The 16,430-nt window shown below is 55.4% G+C and carries 17 protein-coding genes and 1 pseudogene; 10 read left to right on the plus strand and 8 right to left on the minus strand.

Going from position 1 to position 16,430, the window contains the following annotated elements:
• Positions 1–221: hypothetical protein (locus tag KHU29_RS20425; RefSeq protein WP_211455171.1), on the plus strand; the 221-nt coding region annotated here is incomplete at its 5' end.
• Here the strand turns inward: KHU29_RS20425 and KHU29_RS20430 are convergent.
• Positions 198–974, minus strand: coding sequence for an enoyl-CoA hydratase (locus KHU29_RS20430; protein ID WP_211455172.1), 777 nt, complete (start codon positions 972–974; stop codon positions 198–200). The genes KHU29_RS20425 and KHU29_RS20430 overlap by 24 nt on opposite strands.
• A 237-nt stretch (positions 975–1,211) precedes the next feature.
• On the opposite strand from KHU29_RS20430, the gene KHU29_RS20435 reads away from it, so the two are divergent.
• Positions 1,212–1,649: a universal stress protein gene (locus KHU29_RS20435; RefSeq protein WP_211455173.1), complete on the plus strand. Its 438-nt coding sequence runs from the start codon at positions 1,212–1,214 to the stop codon at positions 1,647–1,649.
• A 74-nt stretch (positions 1,650–1,723) separates the two neighbouring features.
• Here the strand turns inward: KHU29_RS20435 and mltA are convergent, their stop codons facing one another.
• Both mltA and apaG read right to left on the minus strand, forming a co-directional pair.
• Entirely contained in the window at positions 1,724–2,938 is a 1,215-nt protein-coding gene (gene mltA / locus KHU29_RS20440; protein ID WP_211455174.1) for a murein transglycosylase A, read from the minus strand.
• Between the two features lie 188 nt (positions 2,939–3,126).
• Entirely contained in the window at positions 3,127–3,501 is a 375-nt protein-coding gene (gene apaG, locus KHU29_RS20445) for a Co2+/Mg2+ efflux protein ApaG (RefSeq protein WP_211455175.1), read from the minus strand.
• A 166-nt stretch (positions 3,502–3,667) separates the two neighbouring features.
• On the opposite strand from apaG, the gene rpe reads away from it, so the two are divergent.
• The 3 genes from rpe (at position 3,668) to trpE (ending at position 6,795) form a co-directional block, all read left to right on the plus strand.
• Positions 3,668–4,333 carry a ribulose-phosphate 3-epimerase gene (gene rpe, locus KHU29_RS20450; RefSeq protein ID WP_211455176.1) on the plus strand — a complete coding sequence of 222 codons (666 nt, stop codon included), beginning with the start codon at positions 3,668–3,670 and terminating at the stop codon, positions 4,331–4,333.
• Entirely contained in the window at positions 4,330–5,040 is a 711-nt protein-coding gene (locus KHU29_RS20455) for a phosphoglycolate phosphatase (protein WP_211455177.1), read from the plus strand. The genes rpe and KHU29_RS20455 overlap by 4 nt, the downstream gene beginning before the upstream one ends.
• 240 nt (positions 5,041–5,280) lie before the next feature.
• Positions 5,281–6,795, plus strand: a complete 1,515-nt coding sequence (gene trpE / locus KHU29_RS20460) for an anthranilate synthase component I (RefSeq protein WP_211455178.1) — start codon at positions 5,281–5,283, stop codon at positions 6,793–6,795.
• Between the two features lie 22 nt (positions 6,796–6,817).
• On the opposite strand, the gene KHU29_RS20465 is transcribed toward trpE, so the two are convergent.
• Positions 6,818–7,018 carry a DUF1059 domain-containing protein gene (locus KHU29_RS20465; protein ID WP_211455179.1) on the minus strand — a complete coding sequence of 67 codons (201 nt, stop codon included), beginning with the start codon at positions 7,016–7,018 and terminating at the stop codon, positions 6,818–6,820.
• Positions 7,019–7,512: 494 nt separating this feature from the next.
• Between KHU29_RS20465 and KHU29_RS20470 the strand changes: the two genes are divergently transcribed.
• The 3 genes from KHU29_RS20470 (at position 7,513) to trpC (ending at position 10,058) form a co-directional block, all read left to right on the plus strand.
• Positions 7,513–8,082, plus strand: a complete 570-nt coding sequence (locus tag KHU29_RS20470; protein WP_211455180.1) for an anthranilate synthase component II — start codon at positions 7,513–7,515, stop codon at positions 8,080–8,082.
• An 86-nt stretch (positions 8,083–8,168) separates the two neighbouring features.
• On the plus strand, positions 8,169–9,212 hold the full coding sequence (trpD, locus tag KHU29_RS20475) for an anthranilate phosphoribosyltransferase (protein WP_211455181.1): 1,044 nt from the start codon (positions 8,169–8,171) through the stop codon (positions 9,210–9,212).
• 42 nt (positions 9,213–9,254) lie between these two features.
• A complete protein-coding gene (trpC, locus tag KHU29_RS20480; RefSeq protein WP_211455182.1) occupies positions 9,255–10,058 on the plus strand; it encodes an indole-3-glycerol phosphate synthase TrpC in 804 nt (267 codons plus the stop codon).
• Here the strand turns inward: trpC and KHU29_RS20485 are convergent.
• A pseudogene (locus tag KHU29_RS20485) lies at positions 10,059–10,271 on the minus strand (MetQ/NlpA family ABC transporter substrate-binding protein); the annotation flags it as partial. It lies immediately after the preceding gene.
• A gap of 215 nt (positions 10,272–10,486) precedes the next feature.
• Between KHU29_RS20485 and KHU29_RS20490 the strand changes: the two are divergent.
• Together KHU29_RS20490 and KHU29_RS20495 are read left to right on the plus strand one after the other, a co-directional pair.
• Complete coding sequence (locus KHU29_RS20490) at positions 10,487–12,376, plus strand: S9 family peptidase (RefSeq protein WP_425514501.1); 1,890 nt, start codon at positions 10,487–10,489, stop codon at positions 12,374–12,376.
• A 327-nt stretch (positions 12,377–12,703) separates the two neighbouring features.
• Positions 12,704–13,684, plus strand: a complete 981-nt coding sequence (locus tag KHU29_RS20495) for a LacI family DNA-binding transcriptional regulator (RefSeq protein ID WP_211455183.1) — start codon at positions 12,704–12,706, stop codon at positions 13,682–13,684.
• Between the two features lie 23 nt (positions 13,685–13,707).
• Here the strand turns inward: KHU29_RS20495 and KHU29_RS20500 are convergent, their stop codons facing one another.
• From KHU29_RS20500 to KHU29_RS20510, 3 genes are all read right to left on the minus strand, one after another.
• On the minus strand, positions 13,708–15,078 hold the full coding sequence (locus tag KHU29_RS20500; protein ID WP_246542365.1) for a carbohydrate porin: 1,371 nt from the start codon (positions 15,076–15,078) through the stop codon (positions 13,708–13,710).
• Positions 15,079–15,188: 110 nt separating this feature from the next.
• Entirely contained in the window at positions 15,189–15,830 is a 642-nt protein-coding gene (locus KHU29_RS20505; protein WP_211455184.1) for an FMN-binding negative transcriptional regulator, read from the minus strand.
• A gap of 99 nt (positions 15,831–15,929) precedes the next feature.
• The gene (locus tag KHU29_RS20510) at positions 15,930–16,373 is read right to left on the minus strand and encodes a GNAT family N-acetyltransferase (RefSeq protein WP_211455185.1); all 444 of its coding nucleotides are present in this window, start codon (positions 16,371–16,373) and stop codon (positions 15,930–15,932) included.
• Between the last annotated feature and the right edge of the window lie 57 nt (positions 16,374–16,430).

Here is a 16,430-nt window from a genome sequence, read left to right on the forward strand (position 1 = left end):
CAGTTTTTCGTCAACTACTTTTTTACTACTCACCGAAAAACTTTTTACTGCCACCACAACTTCCTAACCCGCTTTTCCCCCTCAAACTCCGCCCGCAAAAACAGCCTATTTACCTCTCAGCTGCTTCACTTCTTTCGCGTCGTTCTCAACGGGAGGCGAACTATAGCAAACCCTTTCGCCCTATGGCAAGCGATTTGTTAAAGATTTTTAAAAACAGGTAAACGTTTCCCCAGGAACGCCTGCATGCCTTCCTTTTGGTCCTCTGTGGCAAAGGTGCTGTGGAACAGCCGGCGCTCATAGTTGATACCCTCTGCCAGAGTAGTTTCATAGGCGCGGTTGACCGACTCCTTGATCATCATGACTGCCGGCAACGACATCGAGGAAATCACGATTGCCGCTTCCATTGCCTCCTGCAGCAGCCGTTCCAGCGGAACCACGCGCGACACCAGGCCGGCGCGCTCGGCTTCAGCGGCGTCCATCATGCGGGCGGTCAAGCACATGTCCATCGCCTTGGACTTTGATATTGCCCGCGGCAAACGCTGGGTGCCGCCGGCGCCGGGGATGATGCCCAGCTTGATTTCCGGCTGGCCGAATTTGGCATTGTCGGCCGCAATAATGAAATCGCACATCATCGCCAGCTCACAGCCACCACCTAAGGCAAACCCTGCCACAGCAGCAATCACCGGCTTGCGCACGCTGCGGATTTTCTCCCAGTTACGGGTGATGAAGTCGCCTTTGAATGCATCCATATAGCTCAGCTGGGCCATGCTGCCGATGTCGGCGCCGGCGGCAAATGCCTTTTCGCTGCCTGTAATGATGATGCAGCCGATTTCAGGATCAGCATCGAATTTCAGTAAAGCGTCGCCCAATTCGCTCATCAACGGATCGTTCAAGGCGTTCAGGGCCTTAGGACGATTCAGATGGACCAGACCAACTTTTCCCTGTGTTTCAACCAGAATATTTTCGTATGTCATAGCAGATCCCATTTACGTGAGTCGAATAAACTTAATTGTAGCGCTGCCAGATAAGGGATAGGATGACTGTAAGCCAGATACTTAACAGTCTTCCAAGGAATCTTCCTGTTTTCAGACTGTCTATATATACGTAACGCTACTGTATATTACTGATCATTATTGATTACCATTACCGATTACCGACAAGATCGCCCGATTTTGACCGACACACCTTTTTCCACCAGAAGGAGGCAAGCCATGTTCAAAACCATTCTTGTACCTACCGACGGCTCCCATTTGTCGGACAAGGCCATCAATACAGCGATTGAATTTGCCAAATTCAGCAGCGGTAAGATAATCGCCCTCTCAGTTGCCGAACCTTACCCGTTCTCGCCGATGGCGGAGAGCACCATGGCGACCGATCCCGGCACCTATGAAGAAAACATGCTGGCGCTAGCAAAACTCAACGTCCAAAAAGTCGCCGATGCCGCCAGGAATGCAGGCGTTCCCTGCGAAATGCTGACAGCACAAGCCTTCAATCCGGACGAAGAAATCATCAGCGCAGCAGAAAAATATCATTGCGACGCTATTTTCATGGCTTCGCACGGGCGCAGCGGCCTGAGCCGGCTGTTCTTAGGAAGCAAAACCCAACGGGTACTGGCGCACTCGACTATCCCGGTGCTGGTTCTGCGCTGAGTTTTTCACCAGCACGGCAACTCGACGCCTGGCGGCGTCGAGTCTTACCTGCCATATCGTCATTCTTTAATGCGTTAACGCGAAGCTGCCAGCTTTGGCAACAACAGCCACATCATGCCGCGCTGTTTCATCTTGCCGGCTTTATCACCCGCCTCACTACCAAAACCCCAGAAGAAGTCGGCTCTTACCGCCCCCTTGATAGCGCCGCCAGTATCCTGCGCCACCATCAGCTGCTGCAACGGCGCATTGTTATTCGGCTGCGTGGTCGCCAGGAACACCGGCGTGCCGAGAGGCACGAATTGTGGATCTACCGCGATCGAACGCAGCGGCGTCAGCGGCACGCCTTGCGCACCTTTGGGGCCGACGCTCGGGTCGAGCACTTTCTCTTCCTTAAAGAAGACATAGCTAGGATTCGCATTCAGCAACTCCTGTTGCCGGCCCGGATTGGCCGCCAGCCAGGCTTTGATCCCTTGCGCCGAAGCCTGAGCCAGGGTCAGCTCCCCTTTATCGACCAGATAACGGCCAATCGACTTGTAGGGATAACCGTTTTGATCGGCATAAGCGACACGCACTATGCTGCTGCCGTCATTCAGCTGGACCCTGCCGGAACCCTGCACCTGCAGGAAAAATGCATCGATAGGGTCGTCCACCCATAAGATTTCCTTACCCGCCAGAACCCCGGATTTGTCCAGTTCGGCACGGCTCGGATACGGCAGCACCTTATTACCCACCAGGCGGCCGCGCAGACGCAAGCCCTTCAATTCGGGATAGACGCTCGCCAGGTCGACTGTGATCAAGTCGTCCGGCGCCCGGTAAATAGGTGTTTGATAGGGGCCGCCGCGCTTGCGGGCGCCTTTTAGCAAAGGTTCGTAGTAACCGGTCACCAAGCCATTATCGGTACCATCAGCGTTGACAACTTGATAAGGCGTGAAGAAGGATTGGAAAAAAATGCGTATTGCATTTTCATTGTTGCCATCCAGGCCCGCGGCAATGGCGCACGGCTCTTTCCAGTCGCTTTTGCGCGCCAAGGTTGAACATGAAGTCAGGAAAGCCGGCAACACCTGGCGCAAATCATCGCTACCCCAGCCTGGCAAAGCGGCAAAGGTGGTAGCGCGCAAATTTGCGCCAGGCGTGGCGGATGGCGCAGTCGGAGTGCCGGGTTGCGGCGCAATTTGCGGCGTTTGCGGCGCCGGCGGTGTAATTGGGGTGGTGGTGCAGGCAGCTAAACTGAGTCCGATGATTAAGGCAGTTAAGGCAGAAGCAGGTAGACTGATACGTTTAAATAGCATTTAGGATTCTTTATGTGGTTAGTGGCTCTCGAAGCGTGCTTCGCCTTCTTCGTTTTCGCATTCATTGTCTGGTGGACCATGTTTTCCGGCCGCAAGCCGGATCGGAAACCGCCCGCGAAGTCATTGCCACCAGAAGACAAGGGCAAGGACCAATAGATTCAATCTAAATGCAGTCAATCTAAATGCGGTCAATGCAGCGTGCGCGGCAGGGACAGGATGAATTCCGGGATCCGTGCCTCGAATTGCTCGCCGTCCTCGGCTACGCAGAAATATTCGCCCACCATCGAACCTTGCGGCGTCGCCATCGAAGTACCGCTGGTGTATTCAAACTGTTCGCCCGGCTGCAACAACGGCTGGTGGCCGATCACTCCCAGGCCGCGCACTTCCTCGACATGGTTGTTCGCGTCGGTAATCACCCAATGACGTGAAATCAATTGGGCCGCGACTTGCCCGGTGTTCTTGATCGTGATCGCATAGGCAAATACATAGTGCGAACTGTCAGGCTCAGATTGTTCTTCCAGGTATTGGGTTCTGACGGTAACGGTAAATTCATAGGCGGCCATGCTGGTTTCCTCGATTGAACTAGCCTCCTGTTGCGGATAGGCATAGTTGTGACTAGAGGGCCATTGCACACGAATTTACCCCGGGACGCAAGCTGCCAGAAAGCCAGGCGCAAGGCTAAAGGGTAAAATAGCGCTCTTTTAGCGCCCTTTTCTGGATTTGTCCGCCATGCCAACCTATCGTATCGCTCCCAGTATCCTTTCCGCCGACTTCGCCCGCCTGGGTGAAGAAGTACGCAATGTTGTCCGTGACGGCGCCGACATCATTCATTTCGACGTGATGGACAACCATTATGTTCCTAACCTGACCATCGGGCCGCTGGTATGCGAAGCAATCCGGCCGCATGTACAAGTGCCGATCGACGTCCATCTGATGGTAAAGCCGGTGGACCGCATCATTCCCGACTTTGCCAAGGCTGGCGCCAACATCATTACTTTCCACCCGGAAGCATCGGACCACGTCGACCGCTCCCTGCAACTGATCCGCGACAACGGCTGCAAGGCCGGCCTGGTGTTCAATCCGGCCACGCCGTTGAGTTACCTGGATTACGTCATGGATAAGATCGACATCATCCTGATCATGTCGGTCAATCCCGGCTTCGGCGGCCAATCGTTCATTCCGGAAGCGCTCAAGAAAATCGCCGAAGCACGGCAGCGAATTGACGCCTCGGGCCGCGAGATCATGCTGGAAGTCGACGGCGGCATCAAAATCGACAATATCGCCGCAGCCGCAAAAGCCGGCGCCGATACTTTTGTCGCCGGTTCGGCCATCTTCGGCAAACCGGACTATAAAGCCGTGATCGACGCCATGCGGACCCAGTTGGCATCAACATGAGTACAGCAAGTTCAGCAGCCCCGCCTGAAATCGTTGCCCTGAAGGGCATCGCCGCCGCCATCATCGACCTGGACGGCACAATGCTTGATACCGCGCCGGATTTCCATGTCGCCGTCAATCGCATGCGGGCCGAACTGGAACTGGCGCCATTGCCGCAAAAAACGATTATCGATTTTGTCGGCAAGGGCAGCGAAAACCTGATCCGGCGCGTACTTGGCGTCGATTATCCGCCGACGGAAGTGGAGCAGCGTTTTGACGCGGCGCTGGATTCGTATCAAAGCCACTATGCTGTCGTCAACGGCAGCTATGCCAAGCTCTTTCCAGGTGTGGTGGATGGCTTGCAAGCGATGCAGGACAAAGGTTTGCGACTGGCATGCGTCACCAACAAGCCGCTGGCATTCGCCGTGGCGCTGCTGGAAAAAACCGGTTTACGCGATTATTTCGAGGTAGTCTACGGCGGTGATTCCTTCCCGTTGAAAAAGCCGGACCCGATGCCGCTGCTGGCAGTGTGCGCCGATTTCAAGCTGCAACCGGCGCAAGTCGTCGCCATCGGCGACTCCAGCAACGACGCCCAGGCCGCGCGCGCCGCCGGTTGCCCGGTGTTTAACGTGCCTTATGGCTACAATCACGGCGAGTCTATACAAGACGTCGATTCCGATGGTATAGTCGCTTCGCTGCTTGTTGCTGCACAAAATATAAGCCACTGAATCGACTTGAATCGACTTGAATCGACTTATTTAATACGGCCCTATCTCTCATGCTTCTCGACAAAAAACATCAAGTCCCACTAGCCGCCCCTGAGGCCTGGCTATGGCGACGCTGGCAATCCTGGACTAACTAAGTAAGTCCGCCGATCGCTGCTGCCTGCTATTCAATAAAGATTAATCGCAAGCAACGTTTTTTGTAGTACACCACCGCTGTTTTACAATAGCGACCTGGAGAAGAACATGACCGAACTCGAATTCAAATCGCTGGCCACGCAAGGCTACAACCGTATTCCGCTGATCGCAGAAGCTTTTGCCGATCTTGAAACGCCGTTGACGCTGTACCTGAAACTGGCGCAAACCCAGCACACGGGTAAAAACACTTTCCTGCTTGAATCGGTAGTCGGCGGCGAACGCTTCGGCCGCTACTCCTTCATCGGCTTGCCTGCATCGACGCTGTTGCGCAGCTACGGCACGCGGATTGAAGTGATCAAGGACGACAAGGTAATCGAAAGCCATGAAGGCAATCCGCTCGATTTCATCGCCGAATTCCAGTCCCGTTATAAAGTGGCGCTGCGCCCTGGCCTGCCACGTTTTTGCGGTGGTCTGGCTGGTTATTTCGGTTACGACACGGTGCGCCATATCGAAAAGCGCCTGGCAAACTCGACACCCAAGGATGATCTGGGCCTGCCCGACATTCAATTGCTGCTGACGGAAGAACTGGCGGTAATCGACAACCTGTCCGGCAAACTGTACCTGATCGTGTATGCCGATCCGACCCAGCCGGAAGCATTCTCCAAAGGACGGCAACGCCTGAAAGACTTGCGCAACATGCTGCGCCGTCCGGCCGATGCACCGGTTACCTCGGCTTCGGTACGTACCGAAATCATCCGCGAATTCAAAAAAGAAGATTATCTGAAGGCCGTCGCCAAGGCCCAGGAATATGTGATGGCCGGCGACTTGATGCAGGTCCAGATCGGACAGCGCATCAAGAAACCCTATGTCGATTCGCCGCTGATGCTGTATCGCGCCTTGCGCTCGCTGAATCCGTCGCCGTATATGTATTTCTACAATTTCGGCGACATGCAGATTGTCGGAGCATCGCCAGAAATCCTGGTGCGCAATGAGCAAACCTCGGCGCCTAAGGCAGACGGCGAGGCCAAACGCAAAATCACCATCCGTCCGCTGGCCGGCACCCGCCCGCGCGGCGCTACGCCAGAGCAAGATGCGCAACTGGCCACCGAACTGCTGGCCGACCCGAAAGAAATCGCCGAACACGTGATGCTGATCGATCTGGCGCGTAACGATATCGGCCGTATTGCCGAGACCGGCAGCGTCAAGGTCACCGATCAGATGGTGATCGAAAAATATTCACATGTGCAGCACATCGTTTCCAACGTCGAAGGCGAGCTCAAATCCGGCCTGTCGAACCTGGATGTGCTGAAAGCCACTTTCCCGGCCGGCACCCTGTCCGGAGCGCCCAAGGTACGGGCGATGGAAATCATCGACGAGCTGGAACTGACCAAGCGCGGCATCTACGGCGGCGCCTGCGGCTACCTGTCGTTCGGCGGCGAAATGGATGTCGCCATCGCGATCCGCACCGGCGTCATCAAGGATGGCATGCTGTATGTGCAAGCGGCAGCCGGCATCGTCGCCGATTCGGTGCCTGAGATGGAATGGCAGGAAACCGAGAACAAGGCGCGCGCTGTATTGCGCGCGGCGGAACAGGTACAAGACGGTCTGGACGGGGAAATTTGATCCGGAGCAATGCTGCCCTTGGTCAGAGTTTCAGCGGCGGTGTGCCTTCCTTGAATAACTGCCCAAGCTGGCTACGTAATTCCGGTGTGTCCTTGTGACCGTGAACGCTGACTGCATGCTGGACTGCCGCCGCCAGCAATTCTTCATCGCTATCTGCGGCGATCGCCACTGAACAGTTGCTATCGCTTGGATATTCGCGGCAATCGATGTATTTGCGTGACATGGTGAACTCCTTCATTGCAGCAATATGATTGCGCAAATCCGATGTACACAAACGGCCTGCTGCGAGCACGCTTGAGAATAAATCTTAGGAATCAAAGACGCATTTGTCAACGTAGCACCGAAAACCGGACCGATCTCGATATACCTCGATATTCCTTGATATTCCTGTTTTTGATCATGATTATTGCCACGCTTTGCCGCCATGACGCTATACTTTGCATCAACGACATGTGCTTGCACTGAACCCTATCCCCATAGATGAATACATCCCGCCTCACTGCCAACTTTATCCAGCTTGCGACGCAGCAGCTGCGATGGCGTCCCTAGATCAAGGTTGGTGGAAAGCCAAAACCACGCTACGTCCTATAATTAAGGGCTGATTTAGTGTTGCCCGTGAAATTTTTGCATTAATGTTGTAACAACAGAACAACATATAGTGCAAGCAAGCATCCTGCGGGCAGAACTCCCAAACAAAATCAATGGGTTAGAACTACTATGCTGCTAATGATCGACAACTACGATTCCTTCACCTACAACCTGGTGCAATACTTCGGTGAACTGGGTGAGGATGTGCGGACGTTCCGCAATGACGAAATCACGCTCGATGAAATCAACGCGCTGAAGCCGGACCGCATCTGCCTGTCGCCAGGCCCGTGCAGCCCGAAGGAAGCCGGGATTTGCGTCGACCTGTTGCAGCAATTTGCCGGCAAGTTGCCAATCCTCGGCGTTTGCCTTGGCCATCAGGCGATCGGTGAGGCATTCGGCGGCAAGGTGATCCGCGCGCAAAAGGTCATGCACGGCAAGACCTCGCCGATTACCCATACCGGCGTCGGCGTATTCAAGGATTTGCCCAATCCGTTTACGGTGATTCGTTACCATTCGCTGGCCATCGAGCGCAGTTCGATCCCGGCTTGCCTGGAAATCACGGCATGGACCGAAGACGGCGAAATCATGGGCGTTCGGCACAAGGAATACGATATCGAGGGCGTGCAATTTCACCCGGAATCGATCTTGTCGGAACACGGACACGCCTTGCTGCGTAATTTCGTTCAAAGAGCTGCCTGAGCCTTTAGCGTCGGCGCACCGGTAACTGAGCCGGTGCCACCGCTCTAATTCGTAAATCGTAAATCGTATTTCGTAGCAAGGAAGTCATGTCTATCTCCGATCAAGAAGCTCTGTTGCGCTGTATCGAGCATCGTGAAATCTTTCACGATGAAATGCTGTCGCTGTTCCGTCGCATCATGAAGGGTGAAATGTCGCCGCTCATGATTGCGGCGTTGACCATGGGTCTGCGCGTCAAAAAAGAAACCATCGGCGAGATTGCCGCAGCGGCCCAAGTCATGCGTGAATTCGCCACGCCTGTGCCCTGCCGCGACACCGCCAACCTGGTCGATATCGTCGGCACCGGTGGCGACGGTGCGCAAACCTTCAACATTTCAACTGCCTCGATGTTTGTCGCCGCCGCCGCTGGCGCCCGGGTGGCCAAGCATGGCGGCCGCAGCGTATCGTCTTCGTCCGGTAGCGCCGATGTGCTGGAATCGTTCGGCGCCAATATCAACCTGACGCCGGCCCAGGTGGCAGAATCGATAGAGCAGACCGGCATCGGTTTCATGTTCGCGCCGAATCACCACGCAGCGATGAAGCATGCGGCGCCGGTGCGCAAAGAATTGGGTGTGCGCACCATTTTCAATATCCTTGGTCCTTTGACCAATCCGGCCGGCGCGCCGAATATCCTGATGGGCGTGTTCCACCCCGATCTGGTCGGGATCCAGGTGCGCGTGCTGCAACGCCTGGGCGCGCAACATGCCATCGTGGTGTGGGGTCGCGACAATATGGATGAAGTCTCGCTGGGAGCCGGCACCATGGTAGGCGAACTGGTGAACGGTGAAATTCGCGAGTACGAAATCCATCCCGAAGACTTTGGCATGCAAATGATTGCCAGCCGCAATCTGAAAGTAGCCAACTCGACAGAGTCGAAACAACGGGTATTGGAAGCGCTGGAAGACCAGCCGGGCCCGGCGCGCGATATCGTCGCCATCAACGCCGGCGCAGCTTTATACGCAGCCGGTGTCGCCAGTTCGATTGCCGATGGCCTGGATAAAGCGCGCGCCGTTCTCGCTTCGGGTGCTGCGAAAGCCAAACTCGATCAATTCGTGCAAGCCACGCAAGCCATCGCCGCCGCCGGCCGCTCGTAACCGCGGTTAAAGAGAACGAAAACGCTGTAAAGGACAAGTACCATGTCAGATATTTTGAATAAGATCCTCGCTGTCAAAGCGGATGAAGTTGCTGCAGCAAAAAAACAGCAAGATTTTGCCAGCCTGCGCCGTGACGTCGAGTCCGACGCAGAAGCGCGCGCCGGTTTGCGCGCTTATGAAGCAGCCCTGCGTGCAAAAATTGCAGCGGGCCATGCCGGCGTGATTGCCGAAGTCAAGAAAGCATCGCCATCCAAAGGCGTGATTCGGGCAGATTTCCGGCCGGCCGAGATTGCGGTCGACTACGCAGCGCACGGTGCGGCTTGCTTGTCGGTGCTTACCGATATCCAGTTTTTCCAGGGCGCCCCCGAGTATCTGCAACAAGCGCGCGCCGCATGTGCCTTACCTGTCCTGCGCAAGGATTTCATGATCGATCCGTACCAGGTCTATCAAGCCCGCTCATGGGGCGCCGACGCTATCTTGCTGATCGTCGCTGCCTTGGATCATGGCTTGATGGCGGAAATGGAAGCTGTTGCCCATGAGCTGGGCATGAGCGTGCTGGTGGAAGTGCATAACGCGGAAGAACTACAAGCGGCGCTGAAACTGAAAACCGCCCTGCTCGGCATCAATAATCGTAACCTGCGCACTTTCGACACCTCACTGCAAAACACGCTGGGCTTGTTGCCACAGATACCTGCGGACAAGCTGGTCGTGACCGAATCGGGGATTCACACCCGGGACGACGTCAAACTCATGCGCGACGCCAACGTCAATGCATTCCTGGTGGGCGAGGCGTTCATGCGCGCTCCACAGCCGGGTGTCGAACTGGGCCGCCTGTTCGATAATTGATCAGAATGCGGGAATCAGGGGGCCCTTGAATTCCGCTTCGATAAACTGCCGCACCTGCTCCGACTGGTAGGCTTTGACCAGTTTCTTCACCCAAGGTTTGTCTTTGTCTTCCGCCCGCGCGACAATCAGATTGGCATAAGGGCCTTTGGCCTCCTCAACCGCAATCGCATCGCGCTGCAATGACAAACCCGCCTTCACGGCGTAATCGTTATTTGCGACGCATTTTTTCTCCGTGGATTTTGGCCTGACAATAAAACACGGTCTTCACACAGGCTCCGGCAATCGCTAACGAACGATTTCGCATGTCGATATGTCCCAGACATATGCTTCAGATGTTGACTGATTGAGAGACGTTTCCAATTTATCCATATAATGGAAATTCAATAGAACCCGCTCGAAGTATTTTTTGGAGGTTTTTGATGCGCTCGATTTATCAAGTGGTTACCGCAACATGTTTCAGTTTTTCCATGCTGGGCGGGGATGCATTGGCAGCTAGCCAGCAAAAGCAATATTCAGTGCGCGACTTCTTCCGCAATCCCGAGCAAAGCGGATTCCAGATTTCACCCAACGGCAAATACATCAGCTTCATGCAACCCTGGGAAGGACGCATGAACATCTTCGTCAAAACCGTCGGCTCGGATGCAGCGCCGCAGCGCATCACCTCCGAGAAAGCACGCGACATCAGCGGCTACTTCTGGAAAGGCGACGACCACCTCCTGTTCGCCAAGGATTTCGGCGGCGATGAGAATTTTCACGTGGTATCGGTGGGCCGCGACGGTAAAGGCCTCAAAGACCTGACACCGTATCCCAAGGTACGAGCCCAGATTGTCGATGACCTGGAGGACAACAAGGAAGAAATACTGGTCAGCCATAACAAGCGCAACGCTGAAGTATTCGATGTCTATCGCGTCAACGTCAAGACCGGCGCTGAAAAACTTGTTGCGCAAAACCCTGGCACCATCCAGTCCTGGATTACCGATCACGACGGCAAGGTACGCGCCGCGACCACTTCCGACGGCGTCAACACCAGCCTGCTGTATCGCGCTACGGAAGGCGAACCGTTCAAAACCGTGCTGACGACTTCCTTCAAGGATTCGGTCAGCCCGCTGTTCTTTACTTTCGATAACAAGAAGCTCTACGCATCCTCCAACCTTGGCCGCGACAAGCAGGCGATCGTCATCCTCGATCCGGAAACAGCCAAGGAAGAACAGGTGCTGTATGAAAATCACGAAGTCGACGTTGACGGACTTTCCTACTCGAAGAAGCGCAAGGTGCTGACCGAGATCAGCTATACCACCTGGAAAGCCCAATACAAATACCTCGACCCGCAAAGCGAAGCCTTGCACAAAACCCTGCAAGAAAAACTGCCCGGCTACGAAATCATCACGCAGTCGCACACCAAGGACGAATCGAAGTGGATCGTGGCGGCCTACAATGACCGTACCCAAGGCAGCCGCTACCTGTTCGACAGCAAGACCGGCACGCTGGCCAAGCTGGCCGATATCAATCCCGCCATCGCCGAACACGACATGGCGGTGATGAAACCGGTGCAATACAAGGCGCGCGACGGCTTGCTCATCAACGGCTATCTGACGCTGCCGCTCGGTAAAGATCCGAAAAACCTGCCGGTGATCGTCAACCCGCATGGCGGCCCGTGGGTGCGCGATGTGTGGGGTTACAACCCGGAAGTGCAATTGCTGGCAAACCGCGGCTACGCCGTGCTGCAGATGAACTACCGCGGCTCGACCGGCTACGGCCGCGGGTTCTGGGAAGCCTCGTTCAAGCAATGGGGAAAGACCATGCAGGATGACATCACCGATGGCGTGCAATGGCTGGTTCAGCAAGGCATCGCCGATCCCAGGCGGGTGGCGATCTACGGCGGTTCGTACGGCGGTTATGCGACACTGGCCGGCGTCACCTTCACGCCGGATCTGTACGCGGCGGCGGTCGACTATGTCGGCGTCTCGAATATGTTTACCTTCATGAAAACCATCCCGCCGTACTGGAAACCGTTCCTCGACCAGATGCATGAAATGGTCGGCGGTCCGGTCAAGGACAAGGATTTGCTGACGGCAGTCTCACCAGCCTTGCATACCGACCGCATCAAGACGCCGCTATTCGTTGCACAAGGCGCCAACGATCCGCGCGTCAACAAGGCGGAATCCGACCAGATCGTCGAAAGCCTGCGCAAGCGTGGCGTACCGGTCGAATACATGGTGAAGGATAACGAAGGCCATGGTTTTCACAACGAGGAAAATCGCTTTGATTTTTATACGGCGATGGAAGGATTTTTAGCTAAGCATCTGAAGCCGCAATAGAGACCCGGTAATAATGAAAATGGCGGATGACCGTTCCAGGTCATCCGCCATTTTTGTTTCCGGCATTGTTGTTCAGCAAATCCTCATTCCGCTCTTGTCGAGAAATCGAAATTTAACAGGTTTATTAAACTGATTTATTTAACGAATTACGAATAAATCCATATATAACAATATGTTATGCGATTTTATTCTTAAGGGAAATTGTAAATTAATTTTTTTTACTATACATTACTACCCAATGAAAACAATCCTGGGTAACAGCGACGCCGGCGGCAAGCAGCGGCCACCACTCAGGCAAATGCATGCGCCAACCCGCAGGAAGAAATCATGAGACCAACGATTCGGGATATCGCATCGATAGCAAAGGTATCCATCGGCACCGTATCGCGCGCCTTGAAAAAGCAGCCCGGCTTGACCGAACAAACGCGCCAGCACGTAAAAAAAATTGCGGCCCAGCTTGGCTATAACGAATCCAACCTGCGCCAGGGAAGAATCCGGCGCCTGACCTTCCTGCAACATCGCCAGCACAACAATTTCGTCGCCAGCCCGTTTTTTTCGCAAGTGTTGCACGGCGTGGAAGCCGCCTGCCGCGAGCGCAGCATCGTGCCGACCGTGCTGTCCATCGGCCCCGCCGACAATGTGATGGAACAGATCCGCCTGCATGAACCCGATGCGCTGGCAGTGGCCGGCTTCATGGAACCGGAAGTGCTGGAGTTACTGGCACGGACCGGCAAGCCGATGGTATTGATCGACTTGTGCGCTCCCGGCTTCCGCTCCGTGATCTCAGACAACCTGAGTGGCGCACTGGCCGCCACCCGTCATCTGATAGAACTTGGCCGGCAACGAGTGGCTTTCATCAGCGGACCCTTGTCTCACTACAGTATTGCGCAACGCGCGCTAGGCTACCATCAGGCGCTGTTCGAGGCGGGCCGCTTGTTCGACCCGCGCATGGAGATCACCTTGCCGTCAGGCCCGGAACTCCCTCTGCATGCCGCCGCCGCGATGCAAAGCTTGCTGGAATCCGATGCTCCGCCCGATGCCGTGTTTTGCTATAACGACGCTACCGCGCTGGCTGTCATGAATGCGTGCCAGGCGCGCGGCCTGCGAATTCCGGAAGATATCGCGATTGTCGGTTTCGACAATATCGATGCGGCCAGCAGCTCCACTCCGCCATTAACCACGCTGGCAGTGGACAAGGAAACCATGGGCCGGATGGGCATCAAGCTATTGCTGGAAGATGCTCAGGTCGAACCCCACGTGATGCTGCCAGTCGAGCTGCTACGGCGCGCCAGTACACTTGGCAGCTGATTACCCAAAGACCCGAAGCCGAGCTAGAATTCAGCGTGCAGCCGCAGCGAGCCTACCGTTACCGGCCCGCGGTCGGCGTTATAGGCGGGATTATAAAAACGCTGCAAATCGGCCGTTAATGAAACGCCTTTCGACACGCTGAAACTGTAATAGGCTTCCAGGATACGTTCCGGCCTGTAGTTCAACTGACCGTCGCCGATAAACACACCAAGACCGCCGGCTGCCAGATACTGTTGATGCGCTTTGCTTAAGCCGTTTTGTATCAACGCCAGGCCGACCGTGTCATTTTCACGATGCCAACTGCTGCCCTTGAGCGCAATCCCCGCACTCAAGGAACGCTCGATTTCAGAAAACGAGTAAGTTTCCGTTTTGCCGTCATTGCGGCTGGCCCGGGCAAAGACGCCGATGTCGTCGCGCAAGCTTTGTTCCAGATTAACGCCATAGCCATGTTTAATCTGCCCTTTACGCACCGAAGCCACATCAGGCGTACCACCGTTGAGCGCTGCGTAAGCCACGGCATCGGAAAAACTGCCCATGATTTCCTTGTTACGGAAAAACAGCACGCGCACTTTCCCGGGTTGGGCACCGATCACATGATCATGTTCCAGCTCGATCTGGTCGCTATGATATTTGGTCAGGCGGGTATCCAGGCGCTGGCCGTTGGATTCCAGCGGCACCATGAATCTGCCGCCGCGCACAACCCAGTCGTCGTAATAATATTCCGCTGCGGCACCCCAGGTATAGCCACGCGTGTCGCCGGCATAATCGTAGGCGCCATACGCCGACAATGCCCAGTTCAAAAATTGGGTGCGACCATCATGGGCATAAGCATTGCTGTCGAAAATATCGATGATGCTAAGATTGCCTGCGGTGAGTACCAGGCGTCGTTTATCCACCATCCCGGCCAGTTGGTTGGGCGCCGATTCAAGCGCTTGCTTGCCGCCGCCGAAACCCCAGGTTTGGCGCAAGAACAATCTTGCACGGTAAAAGGTCGGATTCGGGCTGCAGCCCTTTTGCTGTTCCGAATCCATCATCCCGCCCAAGCCGGTCAGGCCGGACATGGGCACCGCTTGCACGACTTCCGGATTGAAGTACAACTCGCCGCCGCGCCATGGCCGCACGCCCAAAAACAGCGTGCCGGAAAAGGAATAACCCTTTTCGGCCTGCGTGCCTAAGCTATTTGTTCCCGAATAAGCTGCATCGAAAGAAGGCTTTTTCTGCCAGATATAGGTGGCCTGGCCTTTGATGCCCCAAGTCTCTTCCTCGATATCGTCCGCATGCGCGACGATCGGCGCAGCTGTCGCGGCCATCAGCATCAGGCCGAACCAAAACCGGCTGCCGGCCCCGAACGTGAGATGAGAAGCAAATGTATGCGCTAGTTGTTTGCGTGACATGAGTTTTGAATACAGGCGGAATGCTGTGCAAGCGGGTTTCATTGAAAGGTTACGATAGTACAGCACGGCCACGCTGAAAGCTCCGCAGAATGCCTCGCTGGAATCGCCTTCTAACGCGCAGTCTTACCCGCCTCAACCAGTGCCGCCATGGCCAGCGACTCTTCGCTGCCTTGTGCACGCAAGCCCTCAATCACCGTTGCCTGATTCTGCGCCGGCTGGTTCTGGCTAACCTTCCACTTGCCGGACAAGCGCGTAATCACAATCTCGATGCCGACAATCGCGCCTATCAGTTTTTCTGTGTAGTCAGCCGGCGCGTCGGAAAATTTCCAAGGCGCCGGGAAAGCCGTTTCATTGTGCGCGGTAAGCGCTGCCAGATGCGTTGGCAACCAGCTGGCATCATCGATGATGCGCAACGTGCCGTAGGCGTGTGCAACCGCGTAATTCCAGGTCGGCACCACCTTGCCGGTTTCAGCCTTGGTCGCATACCAGTTGGGGGTGATGTAAGCTTCCGGGCCATGAAATATCGCCAGTACTTCCACTTCCTTCTGAAAATCCTGCCAGACCGGATTAGCGCGCGCCACGTGCCCGTGCAAGGTACCAAAAGGCCCCGCTTCCGCCGACAACAGCAAGGGAATGTGGTTGGCGTTGAGGCCGCCCGAGGAAAGCGTCACCAGCGTCGACAGCGGCCGCGCACGAATCAGTTCGTGCAGGACTTCGATTCTCGGTTCGTCAAAGTGTTTGGGGATATACATGGTGATGTGGTGCGGCGCGCCGGCGTGAAGTGATGAATTGACTATGAACTATGCAACTATAAACCATGCAAAGGTCTGCAGCTTGTACGGTGGAACAAATCAGCCCGCGCTCACGTACACATCCGGCGCAAAACGCTCCATCAGCGCTTGCGGCTTGAGCGGCGCTGTGAAGCCGAATTTGGCGTACAGACCGTGGGCGGTGCTGGTCGCCAGCATGAAGCGCCGCAGTCCCTGCAGCCGGGGATGCTCCATGACCGCAGCCATCAGCTCGGCGCTGTAACCTTTACCGCGATGCTCGGCCAACACGAAGACATCAACCAGGTAGGCAAACGTCGCGTAATCGGTGACGACGCGTGCGTAAGCCACTTGCGCTGGACCGGAAAACAGGCCGAAATTCAGGGAGTGGCGGATCGATTCTTCGACAGTGGCGAGCGGGATTCCGCGCGCCCATGCCGATTCTTCAGACAGAAAACGGTGAACGAGAGGAACATCCAACTCAGTTGGCTCGTTTGTGATGCGCAGTTTCTCCCGTTGTTTTTCCATTTGGGGCTCTTACCGGTAAATTTTAGAGGGATGAATGCAGAGTAACTGGTGCAGACT

It is taken from the genome of Collimonas antrihumi (genome assembly GCF_018304965.1).
GTDB classification, from domain to species: Bacteria; Pseudomonadota; Gammaproteobacteria; order Burkholderiales; family Burkholderiaceae_D; genus Collimonas; species Collimonas antrihumi.

Coding starts and splice junctions, on each gene's coding strand:
- KHU29_RS20430 (WP_211455172.1), bottom strand. CDS start 974: ATGACATACGAAAATATTCTGGTTGAAACACAGGGAAAAGTTGGTCTG.
- rpe (WP_211455176.1), top strand. CDS start 3,668: ATGCCAACCTATCGTATCGCTCCCAGTATCCTTTCCGCCGACTTCGCC.
- trpD (WP_211455181.1), top strand. CDS start 8,169: ATGTCTATCTCCGATCAAGAAGCTCTGTTGCGCTGTATCGAGCATCGT.
- apaG (WP_211455175.1), bottom strand. CDS start 3,501: ATGGCCGCCTATGAATTTACCGTTACCGTCAGAACCCAATACCTGGAA.
- KHU29_RS20500 (WP_246542365.1), bottom strand. CDS start 15,078: ATGTCACGCAAACAACTAGCGCATACATTTGCTTCTCATCTCACGTTC.
- KHU29_RS20465 (WP_211455179.1), bottom strand. CDS start 7,018: ATGTCACGCAAATACATCGATTGCCGCGAATATCCAAGCGATAGCAAC.
- KHU29_RS20495 (WP_211455183.1), top strand. CDS start 12,704: ATGAGACCAACGATTCGGGATATCGCATCGATAGCAAAGGTATCCATC.
- KHU29_RS20435 (WP_211455173.1), top strand. CDS start 1,212: ATGTTCAAAACCATTCTTGTACCTACCGACGGCTCCCATTTGTCGGAC.
- KHU29_RS20455 (WP_211455177.1), top strand. CDS start 4,330: ATGAGTACAGCAAGTTCAGCAGCCCCGCCTGAAATCGTTGCCCTGAAG.
- mltA (WP_211455174.1), bottom strand. CDS start 2,938: ATGCTATTTAAACGTATCAGTCTACCTGCTTCTGCCTTAACTGCCTTA.
- KHU29_RS20470 (WP_211455180.1), top strand. CDS start 7,513: ATGCTGCTAATGATCGACAACTACGATTCCTTCACCTACAACCTGGTG.
- trpC (WP_211455182.1), top strand. CDS start 9,255: ATGTCAGATATTTTGAATAAGATCCTCGCTGTCAAAGCGGATGAAGTT.
- trpE (WP_211455178.1), top strand. CDS start 5,281: ATGACCGAACTCGAATTCAAATCGCTGGCCACGCAAGGCTACAACCGT.
- KHU29_RS20510 (WP_211455185.1), bottom strand. CDS start 16,373: ATGGAAAAACAACGGGAGAAACTGCGCATCACAAACGAGCCAACTGAG.
- KHU29_RS20505 (WP_211455184.1), bottom strand. CDS start 15,830: ATGTATATCCCCAAACACTTTGACGAACCGAGAATCGAAGTCCTGCAC.